Consider the following 18,076-nt stretch of genomic DNA (forward strand, 5'->3'; position numbering starts at 1 on the left):
TCGCATGCAAGCCGCCGGCGTCACGCACCGACGGCCCGCGCAGCCGGCGTCAAAGCACGCGCGGCCGGATCAGTGCTTCGGGTTGCAGCGCTTCCTCGACCTGCGCAGCGGTCATCCACTCGCGCTCCAGCACGACCTCGCGGATCGACTTGCCGGTCGCGTGCGCTTCGGCTGCCACGGCGGTCGCGCGCTTGTAGCCGATGTACGGGTTCAGCGCGGTCGCGAGCGCGACCGAGCGTTCCATCGTTTCGCGCAGCCGCTCGGGATTCGCGGTGATCCCGCTCACGCACCGCTGCGCGAGCGTCGTGCAAGCGGCCGTCAGGTGGCTGAAGCTGCGGAACAGCGCGCTGGCGATCACCGGCTCGAACGCGTTCAACTGAAGCTGCCCGGCCTCGGCCGCGAAGGTCACGGTCAGGTCGTTGCCGAACACCTCGAAGGCAACCTGGTTGACGACTTCCGGGATCACCGGATTGACCTTGCCGGGCATGATCGACGAGCCGGCCTGCACGGGCGGCAGGTTGATCTCGCCGAACCCCGCGCGCGGGCCGCTCGACAGCAGCCGCAGGTCGTTGCAGATCTTCGACAGCTTCACCGCGATCCGCTTGAGCACGCCCGACACCTGCACGAACGCGCCGCAATCCTGGGTCGCTTCGATCAGGTTCGGCGCGGTGCTCAGGTCGAGCCCGGTAATGCGCCGCAGCGCCGCGAGCGCCTTCTCCGCGTACTGCGGATGCGCGGTGATCCCCGTGCCGATCGCGGTCGCGCCGAGATTGATCTCGCGAATCAGCCAGCCGGCTTCCTGCAGGCGCGCGATGTCTTCCGTCAGCATCACCGCGTAGGTCGAGAATTCCTGGCCGAGCGTCATCGGCACCGCGTCCTGCAGCTGCGTGCGCCCGAGCTTCAGCAAGCCGGCGAACGCGTCGGCGCGCTCCGCGAACGCATCGCGCAGGCGTGCCATCGCTTCGAGCAGGTGCTCGACCGCGAAGCAGGTCGCCACGCGGATCGCGGTCGGATAAACGTCGTTGGTGCTCTGCGCGAGGTTCACGTGCTCGTTCGGATGCAGGTATTCGTACTGCCCGCGCGCGTGCCCCATGAGTTCGAGCGCGCGGTTGCAGATCACCTCGTTCGCGTTCATGTTGGTCGACGTGCCGGCCCCGCCCTGGATGATGTCGACGACGAACTGGTCGTGCAGGCGCCCTTCGCGGATCTCGACGCACGCGGCGGCGATCGCATCGCGGTACGGCCGCGGCAGCAGCCCGAGTTCGCAGTTCGCGTCGGCCGCGGCCTCCTTCACTGCAGCGAGCGCCATCACGAAGTACGGCAGCGACGCGATGGTGCGGCCCGAAATGTCGAAATTCTCCTTCGCGCGCAGCGTATGGACGCCGTAGTAGGCCTCATTCGGGATGCTTCGCTTACCTAAAAGATCCGCTTCGACGCGGAAGCCGTTTTCTGTCATCGTGCCCCTCCTGGATGTCTCGTGCCGCTCGTCGTGCACCGCTTCCCGACGCGACGGGTTCGCATTCTATGCCTTTGCAAAAACAACCTCACTTCTGTATTATCGAAAGCGGTTTTGCGTGGCACGCAACAATGAGAATCGGATGAAAAAAGGCGCGAGGGAAACCGGCATCGATCACATGGGCGCGATGCGCGCGTTCGTCAGGGTGGTCGAAACGGGGAGTTTTTCGGCGGTCGCCAAGGAGATGCACGTGTCGACGTCCACCGTCGCACGCAAGGTCACCGCGATCGAGGAGGCGCTCGGCGTCGCGCTGCTGCACCGCTCCACGCATAGCGTGACGCTCACCGAAGCCGGCCATATCTACCTGGAACGCGCCGTCACGCTGATCGCCGATCTCGACGACACCTTGCGCGTGGTCGCCGAGCTGAATGCGCAGCCGAGCGGCCCGCTGAAGCTCACCGCGCCGGTGGCGTTCGGCCGCCGCCATCTCGCGCCGCTGGTCGCGCCGTTCCTCGCGCGCTACCCGACGATCCAGCTCGACGTGCGGCTCACCGACAACCACAACGACCTCGTGGCCGGCGGCTTCGATCTCGACATTCACGAAGGCGAGAACTACCTGGACAACCTCGTCGTCCACCGCCTGTCACGCAACGACAGCATCCTGTGCGCGACGCCCGGCTATCTCGACCGCTGCGGGCGCCCGGTCACGCCGGACGACCTCAAGCAACACAACTGCCTGCGCTACGTGCATCCGGAAGGCGATCCGCGCTGGGATCTCGTGAACGGCGACGCGCATCACAGCGTGCTGCCGGCCGGCAACCTCGTCACCGACCATTCGGAGCTGCTGCTCGAAGCGACCTGCGCCGGGCTCGGCATCGCGGAGTTCGAGATCTGGCTGGTGCGCGACCTGCTCGCGAGCGGCCGGCTCGAAGCCGTGCTGCCGCGCTACCGGCTGCAGAACCGGCTGACGGGCGAATACATCTACATCGCGTACCTGGCGAACCGGCGCAGCTCGGCGAAGCTGCGCGTGCTGAAGGACTTTCTCGCGGAACACCTCGCGCATATCGGCGAGTTGTCGGCGCTGGAGCTGACGAAGATTCGCGGCGCGAGCGTGTAGCGCACGCGCCCTGGGTCGGGTTCGCGCCGCCGCGCACGGCCCGCGTCGCGGACCACCGGCAGCAGCGCATCCGCGCCGTTCAGGCCGATCAAGCCGCCTGCAATTCGAACGGGAACGTGGCGTGCCCGATCTCGACACCCTGCGTGTTGAGCATCCGCGGCCGATGGAAGCCGGCCAGCGGCGCGCGCTGCTCGGCCGTGCCGATCTGCAGCCGCTCGAGCAGCTCGCTGACGACCATGTAGAGCACGTCGAGATTGCCGTCCTCGATCTTCACCGAGATGCCGAGCGCGCCATCGGCGCCCAGCGCCCGCGTGCGCTCGGACGCCCGCACGCCGATCCCGTAGCACGCATCGGCGCCGAGCTTGCCGACCACCTGCCCGCCGAACGCGTTCATCAGCACCGTGCAGTAGCGCCCTTCGCCGGCAACCAGCTCCGGATACGCGGTCATCGCATGATGAATGCGCGCCAGCGCGCGGACGCGATCGGTGATGGCGTCACCGCCCGCTTCCACCGTATCCGCCCCGTCGGCCAGCGATGCGTAAAGCCGCGCGAGCCGGTCCAGCGAAAACGCCGGCGTCGGCAGGTTGCACCCGTCGATGCCCCACTCGACCTCGTCGTCGCGCAGCCCGCACGCGTCGGCCACCACGTGCTTCACGCGCACCTGCATCGGATGTTCGGGCAGATGGTAATCGGCGATCGCGGCGCCGATCGCCTGCGCGCCGGCCAGCATCCCGACGTGCTTGCCCGAACAGTTGCTGCACACGCCGGTTGGCGTGTAGTCGCGCTTGATCCACGCGCGGTACACCGCGTCCGACAACGGCGGATGGCCGCCGCACCGCAAGTCCGATTCGTGCGCGGCGACCTTGGCGAGCATCGCGCGCGTGCGTTCGATGTGCCGGTCCTCGCTGCTGTGCGACGCGCACATCAGCGCGATATCCGCATCGTCGAAGCCGAAACGCTCGGGCGCGCCCGTCTCGAGCACCGACAGCGCCTGCGCCGGCTTGGCCGCCGAGCGCGCGAGCGTCATCCGGAACGGATCGCCGAACCGGGCCAGCAACCTGCCGCGTGCATCGACCACCGCCACATGGGCGACGTGCGTGTTCTCGATCGCATCGCCTCGGTACGTGACGACTGCTGCGCGTTGGGTGTCCATCGTGTGTTGTCTCCATGCTCGGGGCCTGCTTGCCGGGGCCCGTCCAACCGGTACGGCAGTGTATCGAGTCGCCGCCGCCGCGCACCGGCCGGTGATGGAAAGTGGTGTTGCACGCCACGCAAAGGCAATCCGCCCCCCACGAAAGCCTGACCGAATTAGTACAAAAACCATTCGATCGTTTACAGAATTAGTACTAATCCGTACAATTGCGACCGCAAACGCGAATCATACGCATTTACATTGACGTTTTCCGATGTTCCGTGCGGCCCGCCCGGCATCGAGAAGACGCACCTGCTCACCGAACCTTCTGCTGCCTCTCGATATGCCCGCCCAGTTCAAGACGAGGCCTCGCGCCCTCGTGTCGGCGCTGACCTGCTCCGTGTTCCTGACCCCGCTGCTCGCTTCCGCCGAAACCGCCCCTGCTCCCGCACCCGCCGCCGGCCAGCCCGCCCCGGCCGCCGACGTGCAGGCGACGCTGCCGACGATCCACGTCCAGTCGACCGCGCCGTCGGACATGCAGGTGAAACGTTCGCCGTCGTACAAATTCACCGCACCGCTGCTCGACACGCCGCGCTCGGTCACGGTGATCCCCGAGCAACTCATCAAGGAAAAGAACGTCACGTCGTTCGCGGACGCGCTGCGCTCGGTGCCGGGCATCACGTTCCTCGGCGGCGACGCGGCCGCGAACCCGTCGGCCGATCGCCCGGTGATCCGCGGCTTCGAATCGCGCAACTCGATCTTCGTCGACGGGATGCGCGACTCGGGGTTGCAGAACCGCGAAACGTTCGCGGTCGAGCAGATCAGCGTGATCAAGGGCCCCGATTCGGTCTACGCGGGCCGCGGCTCGGTGGGCGGCAGCATCGACATCGTCACGAAGACGCCGAAGAACGACAACTTCATCAACAGCAGCATCGGCTTCGGCACCGACGGCTACAAGCGCGCGACGGTCGACGCGAACCACAAGATCAACGACACGACGGCGGTACGCCTGAACGTGATGGGTCACGACGCGAACCAGGCCGGCCGCAACGACGTGTACAACAAGCGCTGGGGCGTCGCGCCGTCGATCGTGTTCGGGCTGAATACGCCGACCACGGTCACGGTCAGCTACTACCACATGAACTCGTACGACATGCCGGACTTCAGCGTGCCGTTCCGCGCGTCGGGCGGCACGCCGGTGCCGACCGATCGCGGGCAGTTCTTCGGGCTGAACACGCGCGACTACCGCTACGGGCAGACCGACACCGCCCAGGTGCGCGTCGAGCACAAGCTCAACGACGACTGGAAACTGAAGAACACGACGATGTTCGGCCGCTCGACGCTCGATTACGTGGCGACGAATCCGCAGATCCTCGCGTCGAATCCGACCATGCTGAGCCTGCAGGCGAAGAGCGGCAAGTACGCGCTCAACGGCTTCTCGAACCAGACCGAAGTGACCGGCAGCGCAAGCCTGTTCGGCATGAAGCACACGATGACGGCCGGCGTCGAGTTCAGCCATGAACAGGCACGCTACGAGGGCTACCTCGTGTCGGATGCGGCCGGCAACAACATCCGCTCGGGCGGCCCCTGCTCGGTGGCCGGCAACTGCACGCCGCTCGCGGGCGGCTGGAACCCGAACATGCCGTGGACCGGCAGCATCGTGCTGAACGGCGACAAGGGCTTCCCCGGCGCGACGACGAACACGCGCACCGACACGGTCTCCGCGTACCTCTTCGATACCGTGAAGCTGTCCGAGCGCTGGCAGTTCAACACGGGGCTGCGCTTCGACCGCTACGACACGACCGGCAAGCAGGCCGGCGTGGCCGACCTGTCGAACACGTCGAACCTGTTCAGCTACCAGTTCGGCCTCGTGTTCAAGCCGGTGAGCAACGTGAGCCTGTATGCGTCGTACGGCACGTCGTCGAACCCGCCGGGTTCGAACGGCGGCCTCGGCGGAGGCACCGACCAGATCACCGCGACGAACCAGGATCTCGCGCCGGAACGCTCGCGCAACATCGAGATCGGCGCGAAGTGGGACGTGCTGCAGGATCAGCTGTCGCTGACGTCGGCGCTGTTCCAGACCGAGAAGACCAACGCGCGCGTGAGCGACGGCCTCGGTCACACGGTCAACGCGGGCAAGCAGCGCGTGCGCGGCGTCGAATTCGGCTTCGCGGGCAACTTGACGCCGAAGTGGCACGTGTTCGGCGGCTACTCGTACCTGAACGCGATCACGACCGATGCCGGCCCCGGCAGCCCGGGCGCATCGGGCCTGCCGATGGTGATGGTGCCGAAGCACAACTTCACGCTGTGGACGAGCTACGACGTAATGCCGAAGCTCACGCTCGGCGCGGGTGCGACGGTGATGAGCCAGACCTATGCGTCGGTGTCGGCGACGACGAAGAAATGGACGCCCGGCTACGCACGCTTCGACGCGGCCGCGACGTGGCGCGTGAACAAGACGATGGACGTGCAGCTCAACGTGCAGAACCTGTTCGACAAGAAGTATTACTCGAGCGCGTATCCGATCTACGCGACGTGGGCGCCGGGCCGTTCGGCGATGGTCACGCTCAACTTCTATCAGTAACGCGGTTGGCGGCGGGCGGGCGCGATGCACCCTTCCCCGCCGCGCTCACCACGGCAGCGAATACGTCTTCACGTTCGTGAAGCTCTTCATCGCTTCCTGCACGCCTTCCTTGTAACCGAGCCCCGAATCCTTCACGCCGCCGAACGGCGTCACTTCGAGCCGGTAGCCCGGCACTTCACGCACGTTCACGCTGCCGACTTCCAGCTCGGTGATGAAGCGCGTGATGTGGTCGAAGCGGTTCGTGCAGACCGACGACGACAGCGCATAGTCGGTGCTGTTCGACATCCGGATCGCGTCGTCGATGTCGCGGAAGCGCATGATCGGCGACACGGGGCCGAAGGTTTCGTACTTCACGAGCGGCATGTCGGGCGTCACGCGATCGATCACCGTCGGCGAATACAGCGCGCCGCTGCGGACGTTGCCGACCAGCAGCCGCGCCCCGCGCGCGATCGCGTCGTTCACCTGCTGCTCGCAGAACTTCGCGGCGGCCTCGTCGATCACCGTGCCCATGTCGACCGACGGATCGGACGGATTGCCGTACGACCACGCACGCGTTTTCTCGACCACGAGTTCGGTAAAGCGATCGGCCACCGACTCGTGCACAAGCATCCGCTTGATCGCGGTACAGCGCTGCCCCGAGTTTTTATACGAACCCGACACCGCGAGCGTGCTCGCTTCATCGAGATCGGCGTCTTCCATCACGATGATCGGATCGTTGCCACCGAGTTCGAGCACCGCACGTCGGTAGCCCATGCGCGACGCAATCGACTTGCCGATCGACACACCGCCCGTGAACGTAATGAGATCGATCGCCGGGTTCGTGATCAGCTCGTCGGCAATCTCCTCCGGGTCGCCGGTGAGCACTTGCAGCATCTGTGGCGGCAAACCGGCTTCGTACAGGATGTCCGCGAACAGGTAGCACGACAGCGGCACCTTCTCCGACGGCTTCACCACGATCCGGTTGTTGGTCGCGACCGACGGCACGATCTTGTGCGCGACCTGGTTCATCGGATGATTGAACGGCGTGATCGCCGAGATCACGCCGAGCAGCGGATCGCGCTGCGTGTACACGCGGCGCTTCTTGCCGTGCGGAGTCAAGTCGCACGAGAAGATCTGCCCGTCGTCCTTCAGCACTTCACCGGCGCCGAACGTCAGCACGTCGGCCACGCGGCCGGCTTCGTATGTGGAATCCTTGATGCACAAGCCGGACTCGGCCGTAATTAGCGCTGCAATCTCGGCGGTGCGCGAACGCACGATGTCGGCCGCGCGGCGCAGAATCGCCGCTCGATCGTAACGTGTGAGCGTCGGCCGGTAAGCGCGTGCGACCGCAAACGCACGCCGCACATCGTCCAGTGTCGCCTTCGGCACGGTGCCGACCAGCGCGCCGTCGTACGGGTTGCGCACGTCGATGACCGCGTCGCGCCACACGCGCTGCCCGTCGATGCGCAGCGCTTCGTGCCGCACGTCGGATGCGGGAATCGGCTTCAGGACCGTGCTCATGTCGTCTCCGTCTTTGTGAAGCGTGATCTTGGTCACGCTTCCGGTTAGCGCACCACCACCAGCCCTTCGTATTCGAGGCAGCGGCACAGCGTCGCCCAGGCCGGCGTATCGGGCCATTCCCGTGCGTGGGCATCGATGCGGATCGGCCGCCCGAATTCGCGCGACGCACACGCCAGCAGCGTGTGCGCGATGCCGCTGCGCCGATACGCGGGTTCGACATACAGCCGCGTGAGCGACGGCGATCGCACCGCACCGCCACTGTCGTCGTCGATGCCGAGTTCGCCGATCGCCTCGTCGTCGCGATACGCGACCGCCGTCGCGCGTGCGTCGTCGAACACGATGCGGATCACGCGCTCGCAGCGATCCCTGAACACGACGACGTGCATGGTGCGCCTCTCCTTGGCATCACGTTGCAGGCGAACGCGATGCGCGCACGCCTCCCTGCGCCCGCGAACCGGGGACTAATCCGGATCGTCCAGCGGCGACGGTTTGAGTATCGTCTTGCCACGTCGGCGCGCAGTAGTGCCAGACGGCACCTTTCATTGAGTCCACATCCGCGGCGCGGCGCGCGTATTCTCGCGACATCGCGCCCCTCGCGGGCCGCACGCACGCCACGCGCACCGCCTCGCGTTTCCCGTACCGATCACAGGAGGAAGCATGCCGAGTCGTACCCCGACCGCCTTATGGGCCCAGCAGTTCCGGCGGTCGTCGGCGTCGAGCCTGCAGGACCAGATCCGGCGGATGCTCGTGGCCGCGATCCTCGACGGCCAGCTCGCGCCCGATGCCGCGCTGCCGTCGAGCCGCGAGCTCGCCGACCAGCTCGGCGTCGCGCGCAACACCGTCGTGCTCGCGTACCAGATGCTCGTCGAAGAGGGCTACCTGATCTCGCGCGAACGCAGCGGGCACTTCGTGAACCCGAAGATGCTCGAGGGCGTGCCTGGCTTCGCGGCCGCCAAGCCCACTGTGCAGCCGGGCGGCAGCGAAGCAACACCCGGCCGCCCCGCATGGGACAAGCGCATCGCGTATCCGCCGTCGAGGCAGCGCAACATCGTGAAACCCGCGAACTGGCAGCATTACGAATATCCGTTCATCTACGGGCAGTTCGACCAGTCGCTGTTTCCGACCAACGACTGGCGCGAATGCTGCCTGAAGGCGCTGTCGGTGATGGAGATCCGCAACTGGGCGCCCGACCTGATCGAACGCGACGACGAATCGCTGATCCAGCAAATCCGCACGCGCGTGCTGCCGCGGCGCGGCGTGTTCGCGATGCCCGACGAGATCGTCGTCACGAACGGCTGCCAGCAGGCGCTGTACCTGATCGCGGACCTGCTGTGCGGCAAGCACACGACGGTCGGCTTCGAGAACCCCGGTTATCCGGACGCGCGCAACATCTTCGAGAACCGCAACGCACGGCTCTTGCCGCTGCCCGTCGACGGCCACGGGATCGCACCCGACGCGCTCGGCGCGACGCTCTCGCGCTGCGACTACGTGTACGTGACGCCGAGCCACCAGTGCCCGACCACCGCGACGATGCCGGTCGAACGCCGCCGCGCGCTGCTCGATTGCGCGCAGCAGCATGACTTCGTGATCATCGAGGACGACTACGAGAGCGAGAACACGTTCTCCGGCACGCCGCATCCGGCGCTGAAGAGCCTCGACACGGCCGACCGCGTGATCTACGTCGGCAGCCTGTCGAAGACATTCGCGCCGGGGCTGCGGCTCGGCTACGTGGTCGGGCCGCGCGAGCTGATCCGCGAACTGCGCGCGCTGCGGCGGCTGATGGTGCGCCACCCGGTTGCGTATATCCAGCGCGCGTTCGCGACCTTTCTCGCGCTCGGTCATCACGACGCGTTGCTGCGTCGGCTCGCGCATGCGTACAGCGAGCGCTCGCAGGCACTGATGGCCGCGCTCGATGCGCACTTGCCGGAAGCGCGCTACGTGCCGGTGACGGGCGGCGCGTCGTGCTGGGTCGAGGGCCCGCCGTGGCTGGATGCGACGCGCCTCGCCGCCGATGCACAGGAAGCCCGCATCCTGATCGAGCCGGGCAGCGTGTTCTTCATGAACGATGAAGGCGACGCGCGGCGCTGCTTCCGGATGGGGTTTTCCGCGATCCCGCTCGAGCGGATCGAGCCGGGTGTGCGGGCGCTCGCGCAATGCGTGCGTTCGCAACGACCGGGGGCCTGACCGGCGGCGAAAAGGCGTCGTGCGCCGGTGCGGCGGAGTCACCTCGAAGCCCGCATGTTTCGCGCGCTGCAGCTCGAAAAACCGCTTCAACGGTCGGCCGTGAGTCATCCTGCAGCGTGACTCACGGACACATGCGTGCTGACCGCCTCGTCGGGTATCGATGAACCGCAGGCGTGAACGCATGACGCATCGGTTCGACCGGCAGGCGATGTTCCGTTTCCTCATCGGACACCGTGTGCGTCGCTCACGCCCGCACACCGCTACCGCGCGACTTCAACACGACGTCGTCTGAATTCATTGCGTTTCGATTCGTTTAGTAAATCCAATAAAAACATTACAACTCTCCAAATCCGATTGACAACGGATTCGTCCAAATCCTAGTGTTACGACGCTGAAAGACGGCAACAAGCGACGACGCAGCAACGGTTCGATCGATTGGATTGCCAACGAAAAAAATGCGTGGACAACCGGAGGGGCGATCATGATTCGATTCACGACGCTCGCGGCAATCCTGGCCGCGGCGTGCGCATTGAGCGGGTGCGGAGGCGGTGACGGCAGCGACGGAACCGCGGCGTCGGTGTTGGCGGCACGCCCGTCGGACGCCTCGGCCGATACGACCAATCTCGATGACAACCGCAACCTGTCGTTGACGCAGTACGTCGATCCCTTGATCGGCACGCTCGCGAGCAATTCGCCGAACCCGGTGCCGGCGGGACAGGCCGGCAGCGTCGAACCGGCCGCCGGCCTGCCGTCGGGCATGGTGCAGTGGGCGCCCGACACCAACACCACGCCGGCGCCGAGCAACAGTCAGGAGCCGAACTCGCCCGCCGGCTACTACTACGACATCCACTCGATCCAGGGTTTCAGCCTGACGCACATGCCGGGCGCCGGCTGCAGCGGCAACAACGGCGAATTTCCGGTCATGCCGACCACCGACCCGACGCAGCTCTCGCCAACCTTCAGTCATGCGAATGAAACGGCCAGGCCCGGCTACTATTCCGTGCTGCTCGACTCGCAGATCAAGGTGGAGCTGACCGCTACGCTGCGCACCGGCTTCGGCCAGTTCGCGTACCCGGCCGGCAAACCCGCGCTGCTGGTACTCGACGCGACCCGCACCAACACCAAGACCTCGACCACCGGCGCCATCACGCAGGTTTCCGACAGCGCCATCTCCGGCAGCACGATCGGCGGCGGCTTCTGCGGCAACTCGGTGCCAGTGCCCGTCTACTTCTACGCCGCCTTCGACCAGGCTTTTACGTCGGCGTCGATTACGCACGGCGTGGCCCAACTGGGTTTCCGCCCGGGCCAGACGGTCAGGATGAAGATCGGCATCTCCTACGTCAGCGTCGCCAACGCGAAAGCCAACCTCGACGCGGAAAATCGCGGCTGGGACTTCGCGGGTGTCCGCACACAGGCCGACCGTATCTGGAACGACCGCCTCAATAGCATCCGCGTGGCGGGCGGCACGCTCGACGCGAAGAAGAAGTTCTACACGGCGCTCTATCACGCGCTCTGGGCACCCAGCATCTTCAGTGACGTGAACGGCCAGTACATCGGCTTCGACAACACCGTGCACCAGGTCGCCAAGGGCCAGCAGGCCCAGTATTCGTCGTTCTCGGGTTGGGACATCTACCGCTCGCTGATCCAGCTGAAGTCGATCCTCAACCCGTCCGAGACCAGCGACATGATCCAGTCGCTGATCAACGACGCGGATCAATGCGGCGCGATTCCGCACTGGGTCAACGACAACGTCGAGGACGGCGTGATGCCGGGCGACGCCGGTTCGCTGATCGTCTCGAACGCCTATGCGTTCGGCGCGCGGCGCTTCGATACGCGGTCCGCGCTGCAGCACATGGTGAAGATGGCGAACATCCCCGGCACGGCCTGCAACAACGTGACCACCAACGGCGGTCGCGCGAGCTACCTGCAGACCGGCTACATCACCAGCGGCGAGTGGGGACAGGCTTCGTCCACGCTCGAATACACGAGCAGCGATTTCGCGATCTCGCGCTTCGCCGGCGCGCTCGGCGATACCGCCACGCAGCGCATGCTGCTGAGCCGCTCCGCTTACTGGCAGAACCTGCTCGACACCACGCTGACGCCGCCGCTGATCGCGGCGCGCCAGTCGAACGGCACGTGGATTCCCGAGACGCCGAGCAGCGGCGACAACTATGTGGAAGGCAATGCCGAGCAGTACACGTGGATGGTGCCGTACAACGGCGCCGGCCTGTTCGCGCAGCTGGGCGGCAATGCGGCAGTGACGTCGCGGCTCGACCAGTTCTTCACGGTGCTCAATGCGGGCCTGAGCCTGCCCAACTTCTACATGGGCAACGAGCCGACCTTCGAGGTGCCCTGGCTCTACAACTGGGCCGGACAGCCGTCGGGCACGCAGCGCGTGGTGCAGCAGATCCTCGCCAGCGCGTTCGGCACCGGCCCCGACGGCTTGCCGGGCAACGACGACCTCGGCGCCGTGTCGGGCTGGTATGTGTGGGGCGCGCTGGGCCTGTATCCGCAGATCCCCGGCGTCGCGGGCCTGGCGATCGGCAGTCCGCAGTTCCCGCAGATCGATGTGCGGCTCGGCAACGGCCGCACGTGGCGGATTCGCGCCGAGGGCGCGCCTGCGTCCAGCTATGTGCAGTCGCTGTCGATCAACGGTCGCGCTCACGATATGCCGTGGGTCGCCTACGACGACATCGCGAACGGTGCGACGCTGCACTTCGCGATGGGCAGCGCGCCGTCGCAATGGGGCAGCCGGAAGCAGCCGCCGTCGTTCGGCGTGCCGGTGGCGCTCAACGCGGTCGACAGCTACAACAATCGCGGCTTCAGCGCGGACGGCGCGACCAATGCCGACGGCCAGGGCGCGGACTTCGACGGCAGCCTGTTCAGCTACTCGCTGAATGCGCTGGCAGCGGCGGGCGTGCAGCCCGGCAAGCCGTTCGCGGTGGCCGGCGCGAGCGTGGCAGTGGCGGGCGGGCCGCTCTCGCTCGACAACACCGTGACCGTCGGCCAGACCGTGATGCTGCCGCCGGGATCGGCCGGCACCGGCGTGGTGGTGCTCGGCTCGGCCAACAATGGCCCGAGCAGCGGTACGGCGCAGCTGAATTTTGCTGATGGATCGAGTCAGGCTGTGACGCTGGCGTTTGACGACTGGACGCTGAATGGCGGCAGCGCGCACGCCAGCGCGGCGATCGCCGTAACTATGGCTTACCGCAATTCGGGCAGCGGCCAGCAGGACAACGTCAAGACCTATATCTTCGCGCAGAAGATTCCGGTGCCGCCCGGCAAGGTGGTGACGAGCATCGTGCTGCCGCGGCAGGTGAGCGCCGGCAAGATGCATGTGTTCGGGATCGGGATGGCGGCGTCTTGATGCCCGCTTGACCGTCGGGGATGCATCGGGCCTTCCGATGTATCCCCTCGCCGGCCGGCGCTGCTGCCGCGTGCGCGTGCGCGCCGTGACTCATCGCGCAACAGCGACGGATTCGCGATACTCCCCTGCGGCAGATCTTTTTACCCATTGCTCCGCACCGATGCTTTCTGTCGATGCGCGTCACCGAACTCGCCGTCGGGCATCCACCGGGCGCCGGTAGCCAGGCGCACCGGCCCGGCTTCTCCCGCTGGCCCAAGCGAATCCCCCCCACTGGCGCTACCGCCAACAACGAGCGCTCACTAACGTGTCGATACCGCGTGCCGCATCCGCGCCAGCGCCTTGCGCACCGCTCACCATTCGACAGGAGACACGTTATGGCAGATACGCTCACCGCCCCCGTCACGGCCGCCACGCTCGCGGCATTTTCCGACGCCTTCAACCGGCACGACGCCAATGCGTTGATGGGCTTCATGACCGAGGACTGCGTGTTCGACGCGGCCGGCGGCCCCGACATCCACGGCACGCGCTTCGTCGGCCGTGACGCGGTACGCGCCGCGTTCGAAGCCGTGTTCAAGACCTTCCCCGACGCGCACTGGGGTCACGGCCGCCACACCGTCGCCGGCGAGCGCGGCGTCTCCGAATGGGTGTTCACGGGCACGCACGCCGAAGGCTGGCGTATCGAGGCCGAAGGCTGCGACCTGTTCGAATTCCGCGACGGACTGATCGCCGTCAAGCGTGCCTTCCGCAAGGAACGGCCGAAGCAGCCGGCCTGAGCGCACCGCCCGGGCCACCGTGCCCGGCGCGCATTTTGAAACGAATCGATTCATTTCATTCCACATTCCCCGGCAGCGGGCGGAATGACTTGACCGGCCTTCCCCGGCAAATAGCATCTGGAACAAGACGTTCCGTTAATTGAACAATCGGAGACAACCCATGAGCGAACAATCCACTTCCCTGCGTGCATCGGCGAACGGTCCGCAGGACATGACGCCGTCCGAAGCCTTCGTCGAGACCCTCGCGGCCAACGGCGTGACCGACATGTTCGGCATCATGGGCTCCGCGTTCATGGATGCGATGGACATCTTCGCGCCGGCCGGCATCCGCCTGATCCCGGTCGTGCACGAACAGGGCGCGGGCCACATGGCCGACGGCTATGCGCGCGTATCGGGCCGCCACGGCGTCGTGATCGGCCAGAACGGCCCCGGCATCAGCAACTGCGTGACGGCGATCGCGGCCGCGTACTGGGCGCATAGCCCGGTCGTGATCGTCACGCCGGAAGCCGGCACGATGGGCATCGGCCTCGGCGGCTTCCAGGAAGCGAACCAGCTGCCGATGTTCCAGGAGTTCACGAAATACCAGGGCCACGTCACGCACCCGGCGCGGATGGCCGAATTCACCGCGCGCTGCTTCGACCGCGCGCAGGCCGAGATGGGCCCGACCCAGCTGAACATCCCGCGCGACTACTTCTACGGCAAGGTCAAGGTCGAGATTCCGCAACCGCGCCGGCTCGATCGCGGCGCCGGCGGCGAACAGAGCCTGGACGACGCAGCCGCACTGATCGCGCAGGCGAAGTTCCCGGTGATCATCTCGGGCGGCGGCGTCGTGATGGCCGACGCGATCGAGGAATGCAAGGCGCTCGCCGAACGGCTCGGCGCGCCGGTCGTCAACAGCTACCTGCACAACGACTCGTTCCCGGCGAACCATCCGCTGTGGTGCGGCCCGCTCGGCTACCAGGGCTCGAAGGCCGCGATGAAGCTGCTGTCGCGCGCGGACGTCGTGATCGCGCTCGGCTCGCGCCTCGGGCCGTTCGGCACGCTGCCGCAGCACGGGATGGACTACTGGCCGAAGGACGCGAAGATCATCCAGATCGACGCCGATCACAAGATGCTCGGCCTCGTGAAGAAGATCTCGGTCGGCATCTGCGGCGACGCGAAGGCCGCGGCGGTCGCGCTCACGCAACGTCTCGAAGGCCGCACGCTCGCGTGCGACGGCTCGCGCGGCGAGCGCGCCGACCAGATCGCGACCGAGAAGGCCGCGTGGGAGAAGGAACTCGACGACTGGACGCACGAGCGCGACGCGTACAGCCTCGACATGATCGAGGAGCAGAAGCACGAGAAGCCGTTCAGCGGCGGCCAGTACCTGCATCCGCGCCAGGTGCTGCGCGAGCTCGAGAAGGCGATGCCCGAGGACGTGATGGTGTCGACCGACATCGGCAACATCAACTCGGTCGCGAACAGCTACCTGCGCTTCAACAAGCCGCGCAGCTTCTTCGCGGCGATGAGCTGGGGCAACTGCGGCTATGCGTTCCCGACGATCATCGGCGCGAAGGTCGCCGCGCCGCACCGCCCGGCCGTGTCGTATGCGGGCGACGGCGCGTGGGGCATGAGCCTGATGGAAACGATGACCTGCGTGCGCCACAACATCCCGGTCACGGCCGTCGTGTTCCACAACCGCCAATGGGGCGCGGAAAAGAAGAACCAGGTCGACTTCTACAACCGCCGCTTCGTCGCCGGTGAACTCGACAACCAGAGCTTCGCGGCGATCGCGCGGGCGATGGGCGCCGAAGGGATCACGGTCGACCGCCTCGAGGATGTCGGCCCGGCGCTCAAGCGCGCGATCGACATGCAGATGAACGAAGGCAAGACGACGATCATCGAGATCATGTGCACGCGCGAACTCGGCGACCCGTTCCGTCGCGACGCGCTGTCGAAGCCGGTACGCATGCTCGACAAGTACAAGGACTACGTGTAACGCCGCGTCGCCGACGCAACCCGTTGCCGGCCGCGCGCCCCTCTCGCGCGGCCGGCCCTCCGGCCGGACGCCGTGCCCCGTGCGGGCCGCCGCATCCGGCCGTTTTTTCTTTTCCTACCCGAGCGAACGATGAAAGCCCTCGACCGCATTCTCGACGCCGCGCGCCGCCAGCCGATGCGCATCGCACTGTGCGAAGCCGACGATCCGCGCGTGCTGCAGGCCGCCGCGCGCGCGACGCGCGACGGTATCGCCCGCATCGTGCTCGTCGGCAACCGTGCAGCCATTCACGCGGCGGCCGCGCGCGACGCGATCGATCTCGCCGGCATGACGCTCGTCGATCCGGCCACCGCCACGCAGCGCGATGCCTATGCCGACACGCTGCACGCGCTGCGCAAGAGCAAGGGCATGACGGCCGATGCCGCACGCGACGCGGTGCTCGACCCGCTCTGCCACGCGAATCTGATGGTGCGGCTCGGCGACGCGGACGGCTCGGTCGCGGGCGCCGTGCATGCGACGGCCGACGTCGTGCGCGCGGCAATCCAACTGATCGGCGTCGATCCGGCGTTCCGGATCGTGTCGAGCTTCTTCCTGATGATGCTGTGCGAACCATTCCACACGATCAAGGGCGGGCTGATCTTCTCCGACTGCGCGCTGGTCGTCGATCCGGACGCCAGTCAGCTCGCCGAGATCGCGATGGCCGCCGCCGACAGCGCGCACGCACTGCTCGGCGAGGAACCGCGCGTGGCAATGCTGTCGTTCTCGACGAGCGGCAGCGCGCATCACGCGGCGGTCGACAAGGTGACGGCCGCGACCGCGCACGTGCGCGAACTCCGCCCCACCCTCGCGATCGACGGCGACGTGCAGCTCGACGCGGCGATCGTCGCGGAAATCGCCGAGCGCAAGATCGCGCATTCGCAGGTGGGCGGCCACGCGAACGTGCTCGTGTTCCCGAGCCTCGAAGCCGGCAACATCGGCTACAAGCTTGCCGAGCGGATCGGCCGCGCGAAGGCCGTCGGCCCGCTGCTGCAGGGGCTGCGCCGGCCCGCGAACGACCTGTCGCGCGGCTGCAGCGCCGACGACGTGTACCACGTGATCGCGGCGACCACCGTGCAGGCGCAGGCGGCCGCGCAGCGCGCCGCAACCGGCGAGGCTGCGCACGCATGACCGCCGACAAACTGGCGATCCTGATCGCGGTGATCGGCGCCGGCAGCTATTTCCAGACCGTCACCGGCTTCGGGCTCGGGATGATCGTGATGGGCGCGACGAGCGGCTTCGGGCTCGCGCCGCTCGCCACCGTCGCCACGCTGATGAGCGTCGTATCGCTCGCGAACGGCGCGACCGCGCTGCCCGGCCGGCTGCATCACATCGACTGGCGCGCGGTCGGCGCGGCGACGCTCGGCATCCTGCCGTCCGTCGTCGCGGGCGTGCTGCTGCTCGAATGCCTGAGCCGCTCGGCGGCCGACCTGCTGCAACTGATCCTCGGCGCGGTCGTGCTGTATGGCGGACTGAGCGCGGCGCTGCGGCCGACGCCGCTCACCGAGCGCTCGGACAACCGCAGCTTCTTCGTCAGCGGCCTGTTCGGCGGCTTGCTGAGCGGGATGTTCGGCGTGTCGGGGCCGCCGCTGATCTTCCAGTTCTACCGGCAGCCGCTGACGCTCGTGCAGATCCGCTGCGCGCTGATCGTGCTGTTCACGACGACCTCGGCCACACGCGTGCTGTACAGCGCATGCGAAGGCCAGCTCGATCGCGACATCTGGCTGCTGGCCGCGATCGCGACGCCGGTCGTGATGCTGACGACGGTGGCCGCGCGCCAGTACCCGCCGCCGCTGTCGCCGGTCGCGCTGCGCCGGCTTGCGTTCGGCGTGCTGATGGCGATCGGTCTCGGGCTGATCGCGACGTCGTTGCCGCCGTTGCTGCATCGTGCTTGATGCCGCGCGGCGTGCGCCACGTCGAACCGCCTTGGTCCCGGCAATCGATTCGGGCTC

At 67.0% G+C, this 18,076-nt stretch carries 12 protein-coding genes; 8 read left to right on the forward strand and 4 right to left on the reverse strand.

Translation table 11 applies throughout. From position 1 onward, the window contains the following. Window positions 1-49 precede the first annotated feature (49 nt). Complete coding sequence (locus tag CFB43_RS26685) at window positions 50-1,456, reverse strand: aspartate ammonia-lyase (protein WP_089427816.1); 1,407 nt, start codon at window positions 1,454-1,456, stop codon at window positions 50-52. A gap of 142 nt (window positions 1,457-1,598) precedes the next feature. On the opposite strand from CFB43_RS26685, the gene CFB43_RS26690 reads away from it, so the two are divergent. Further along, a complete protein-coding gene (locus tag CFB43_RS26690) occupies window positions 1,599-2,573 on the forward strand; it encodes a LysR family transcriptional regulator (protein WP_089474592.1) in 975 nt (324 codons plus the stop codon). Between the two features lie 88 nt (window positions 2,574-2,661). Here CFB43_RS26690 and CFB43_RS26695 read toward each other — a convergent pair whose 3' ends face one another. Next, the gene (locus CFB43_RS26695) at window positions 2,662-3,726 is read right to left on the reverse strand and encodes an asparaginase (RefSeq protein WP_089432480.1); all 1,065 of its coding nucleotides are present in this window, start codon (window positions 3,724-3,726) and stop codon (window positions 2,662-2,664) included. A 322-nt stretch (window positions 3,727-4,048) separates the two neighbouring features. Between CFB43_RS26695 and CFB43_RS26700 the strand changes: the two genes are divergently transcribed. Further along, window positions 4,049-6,289: a TonB-dependent receptor gene (locus CFB43_RS26700; RefSeq protein ID WP_089497253.1), complete on the forward strand. Its 2,241-nt coding sequence runs from the start codon at window positions 4,049-4,051 to the stop codon at window positions 6,287-6,289. 45 nt (window positions 6,290-6,334) lie between these two features. Here the strand turns inward: CFB43_RS26700 and phnY are convergent, their stop codons facing one another. Further along, window positions 6,335-7,789, reverse strand: coding sequence for a phosphonoacetaldehyde dehydrogenase (phnY, locus tag CFB43_RS26705; RefSeq protein ID WP_089497254.1), 1,455 nt, complete (start codon window positions 7,787-7,789; stop codon window positions 6,335-6,337). Window positions 7,790-7,833: 44 nt separating this feature from the next. After that, entirely contained in the window at window positions 7,834-8,175 is a 342-nt protein-coding gene (locus tag CFB43_RS26710; protein ID WP_089497255.1) for a GNAT family N-acetyltransferase, read from the reverse strand. Between the two features lie 271 nt (window positions 8,176-8,446). On the opposite strand from CFB43_RS26710, the gene pdxR reads away from it, so the two are divergent. From pdxR to CFB43_RS26740, 6 genes are all read left to right on the forward strand, one after another. Further along, on the forward strand, window positions 8,447-9,973 hold the full coding sequence (gene pdxR, locus CFB43_RS26715; RefSeq protein ID WP_089497256.1) for a MocR-like pyridoxine biosynthesis transcription factor PdxR: 1,527 nt from the start codon (window positions 8,447-8,449) through the stop codon (window positions 9,971-9,973). A gap of 481 nt (window positions 9,974-10,454) precedes the next feature. After that, window positions 10,455-13,340, forward strand: a complete 2,886-nt coding sequence (locus CFB43_RS26720; protein WP_089497257.1) for a GH92 family glycosyl hydrolase — start codon at window positions 10,455-10,457, stop codon at window positions 13,338-13,340. A gap of 374 nt (window positions 13,341-13,714) precedes the next feature. Next, entirely contained in the window at window positions 13,715-14,113 is a 399-nt protein-coding gene (locus tag CFB43_RS26725; RefSeq protein WP_089497258.1) for a nuclear transport factor 2 family protein, read from the forward strand. A 160-nt stretch (window positions 14,114-14,273) separates the two neighbouring features. After that, window positions 14,274-16,091 (forward strand): sulfoacetaldehyde acetyltransferase, encoded by a 1,818-nt coding sequence (gene xsc / locus CFB43_RS26730; protein ID WP_089427823.1) that lies wholly within the window; start codon window positions 14,274-14,276, stop codon window positions 16,089-16,091. Between the two features lie 129 nt (window positions 16,092-16,220). Next, on the forward strand, window positions 16,221-17,255 hold the full coding sequence (gene pta / locus CFB43_RS26735) for a phosphate acetyltransferase (protein ID WP_089497259.1): 1,035 nt from the start codon (window positions 16,221-16,223) through the stop codon (window positions 17,253-17,255). Beyond that, window positions 17,252-18,019 carry a sulfite exporter TauE/SafE family protein gene (locus CFB43_RS26740; RefSeq protein WP_089457927.1) on the forward strand — a complete coding sequence of 256 codons (768 nt, stop codon included), beginning with the start codon at window positions 17,252-17,254 and terminating at the stop codon, window positions 18,017-18,019. The genes pta and CFB43_RS26740 overlap by 4 nt, the downstream gene beginning before the upstream one ends. The last annotated feature ends 57 nt before the right edge of the window (window positions 18,020-18,076 follow it).

Source organism: Burkholderia sp. AU15512, from assembly GCF_002223325.1.
Lineage (GTDB): Bacteria > Pseudomonadota > Gammaproteobacteria > Burkholderiales > Burkholderiaceae > Burkholderia.

What these genes read in the sequence shown, in the direction of transcription:
- CFB43_RS26690 (WP_089474592.1), top strand. Translation starts at nt 1,599, where the DNA reads ATGAAAAAAGGCGCGAGGGAAACCGGCATCGATCACATGGGCGCGATG.
- CFB43_RS26685 (WP_089427816.1), bottom strand. Translation starts at nt 1,456, where the DNA reads ATGACAGAAAACGGCTTCCGCGTCGAAGCGGATCTTTTAGGTAAGCGA.
- pta (WP_089497259.1), top strand. Translation starts at nt 16,221, where the DNA reads ATGAAAGCCCTCGACCGCATTCTCGACGCCGCGCGCCGCCAGCCGATG.
- phnY (WP_089497254.1), bottom strand. Translation starts at nt 7,789, where the DNA reads ATGAGCACGGTCCTGAAGCCGATTCCCGCATCCGACGTGCGGCACGAA.
- pdxR (WP_089497256.1), top strand. Translation starts at nt 8,447, where the DNA reads ATGCCGAGTCGTACCCCGACCGCCTTATGGGCCCAGCAGTTCCGGCGG.
- CFB43_RS26700 (WP_089497253.1), top strand. Translation starts at nt 4,049, where the DNA reads ATGCCCGCCCAGTTCAAGACGAGGCCTCGCGCCCTCGTGTCGGCGCTG.
- CFB43_RS26720 (WP_089497257.1), top strand. Translation starts at nt 10,455, where the DNA reads ATGATTCGATTCACGACGCTCGCGGCAATCCTGGCCGCGGCGTGCGCA.
- CFB43_RS26710 (WP_089497255.1), bottom strand. Translation starts at nt 8,175, where the DNA reads ATGCACGTCGTCGTGTTCAGGGATCGCTGCGAGCGCGTGATCCGCATC.
- CFB43_RS26725 (WP_089497258.1), top strand. Translation starts at nt 13,715, where the DNA reads ATGGCAGATACGCTCACCGCCCCCGTCACGGCCGCCACGCTCGCGGCA.
- CFB43_RS26740 (WP_089457927.1), top strand. Translation starts at nt 17,252, where the DNA reads ATGACCGCCGACAAACTGGCGATCCTGATCGCGGTGATCGGCGCCGGC.
- xsc (WP_089427823.1), top strand. Translation starts at nt 14,274, where the DNA reads ATGAGCGAACAATCCACTTCCCTGCGTGCATCGGCGAACGGTCCGCAG.
- CFB43_RS26695 (WP_089432480.1), bottom strand. Translation starts at nt 3,726, where the DNA reads ATGGACACCCAACGCGCAGCAGTCGTCACGTACCGAGGCGATGCGATC.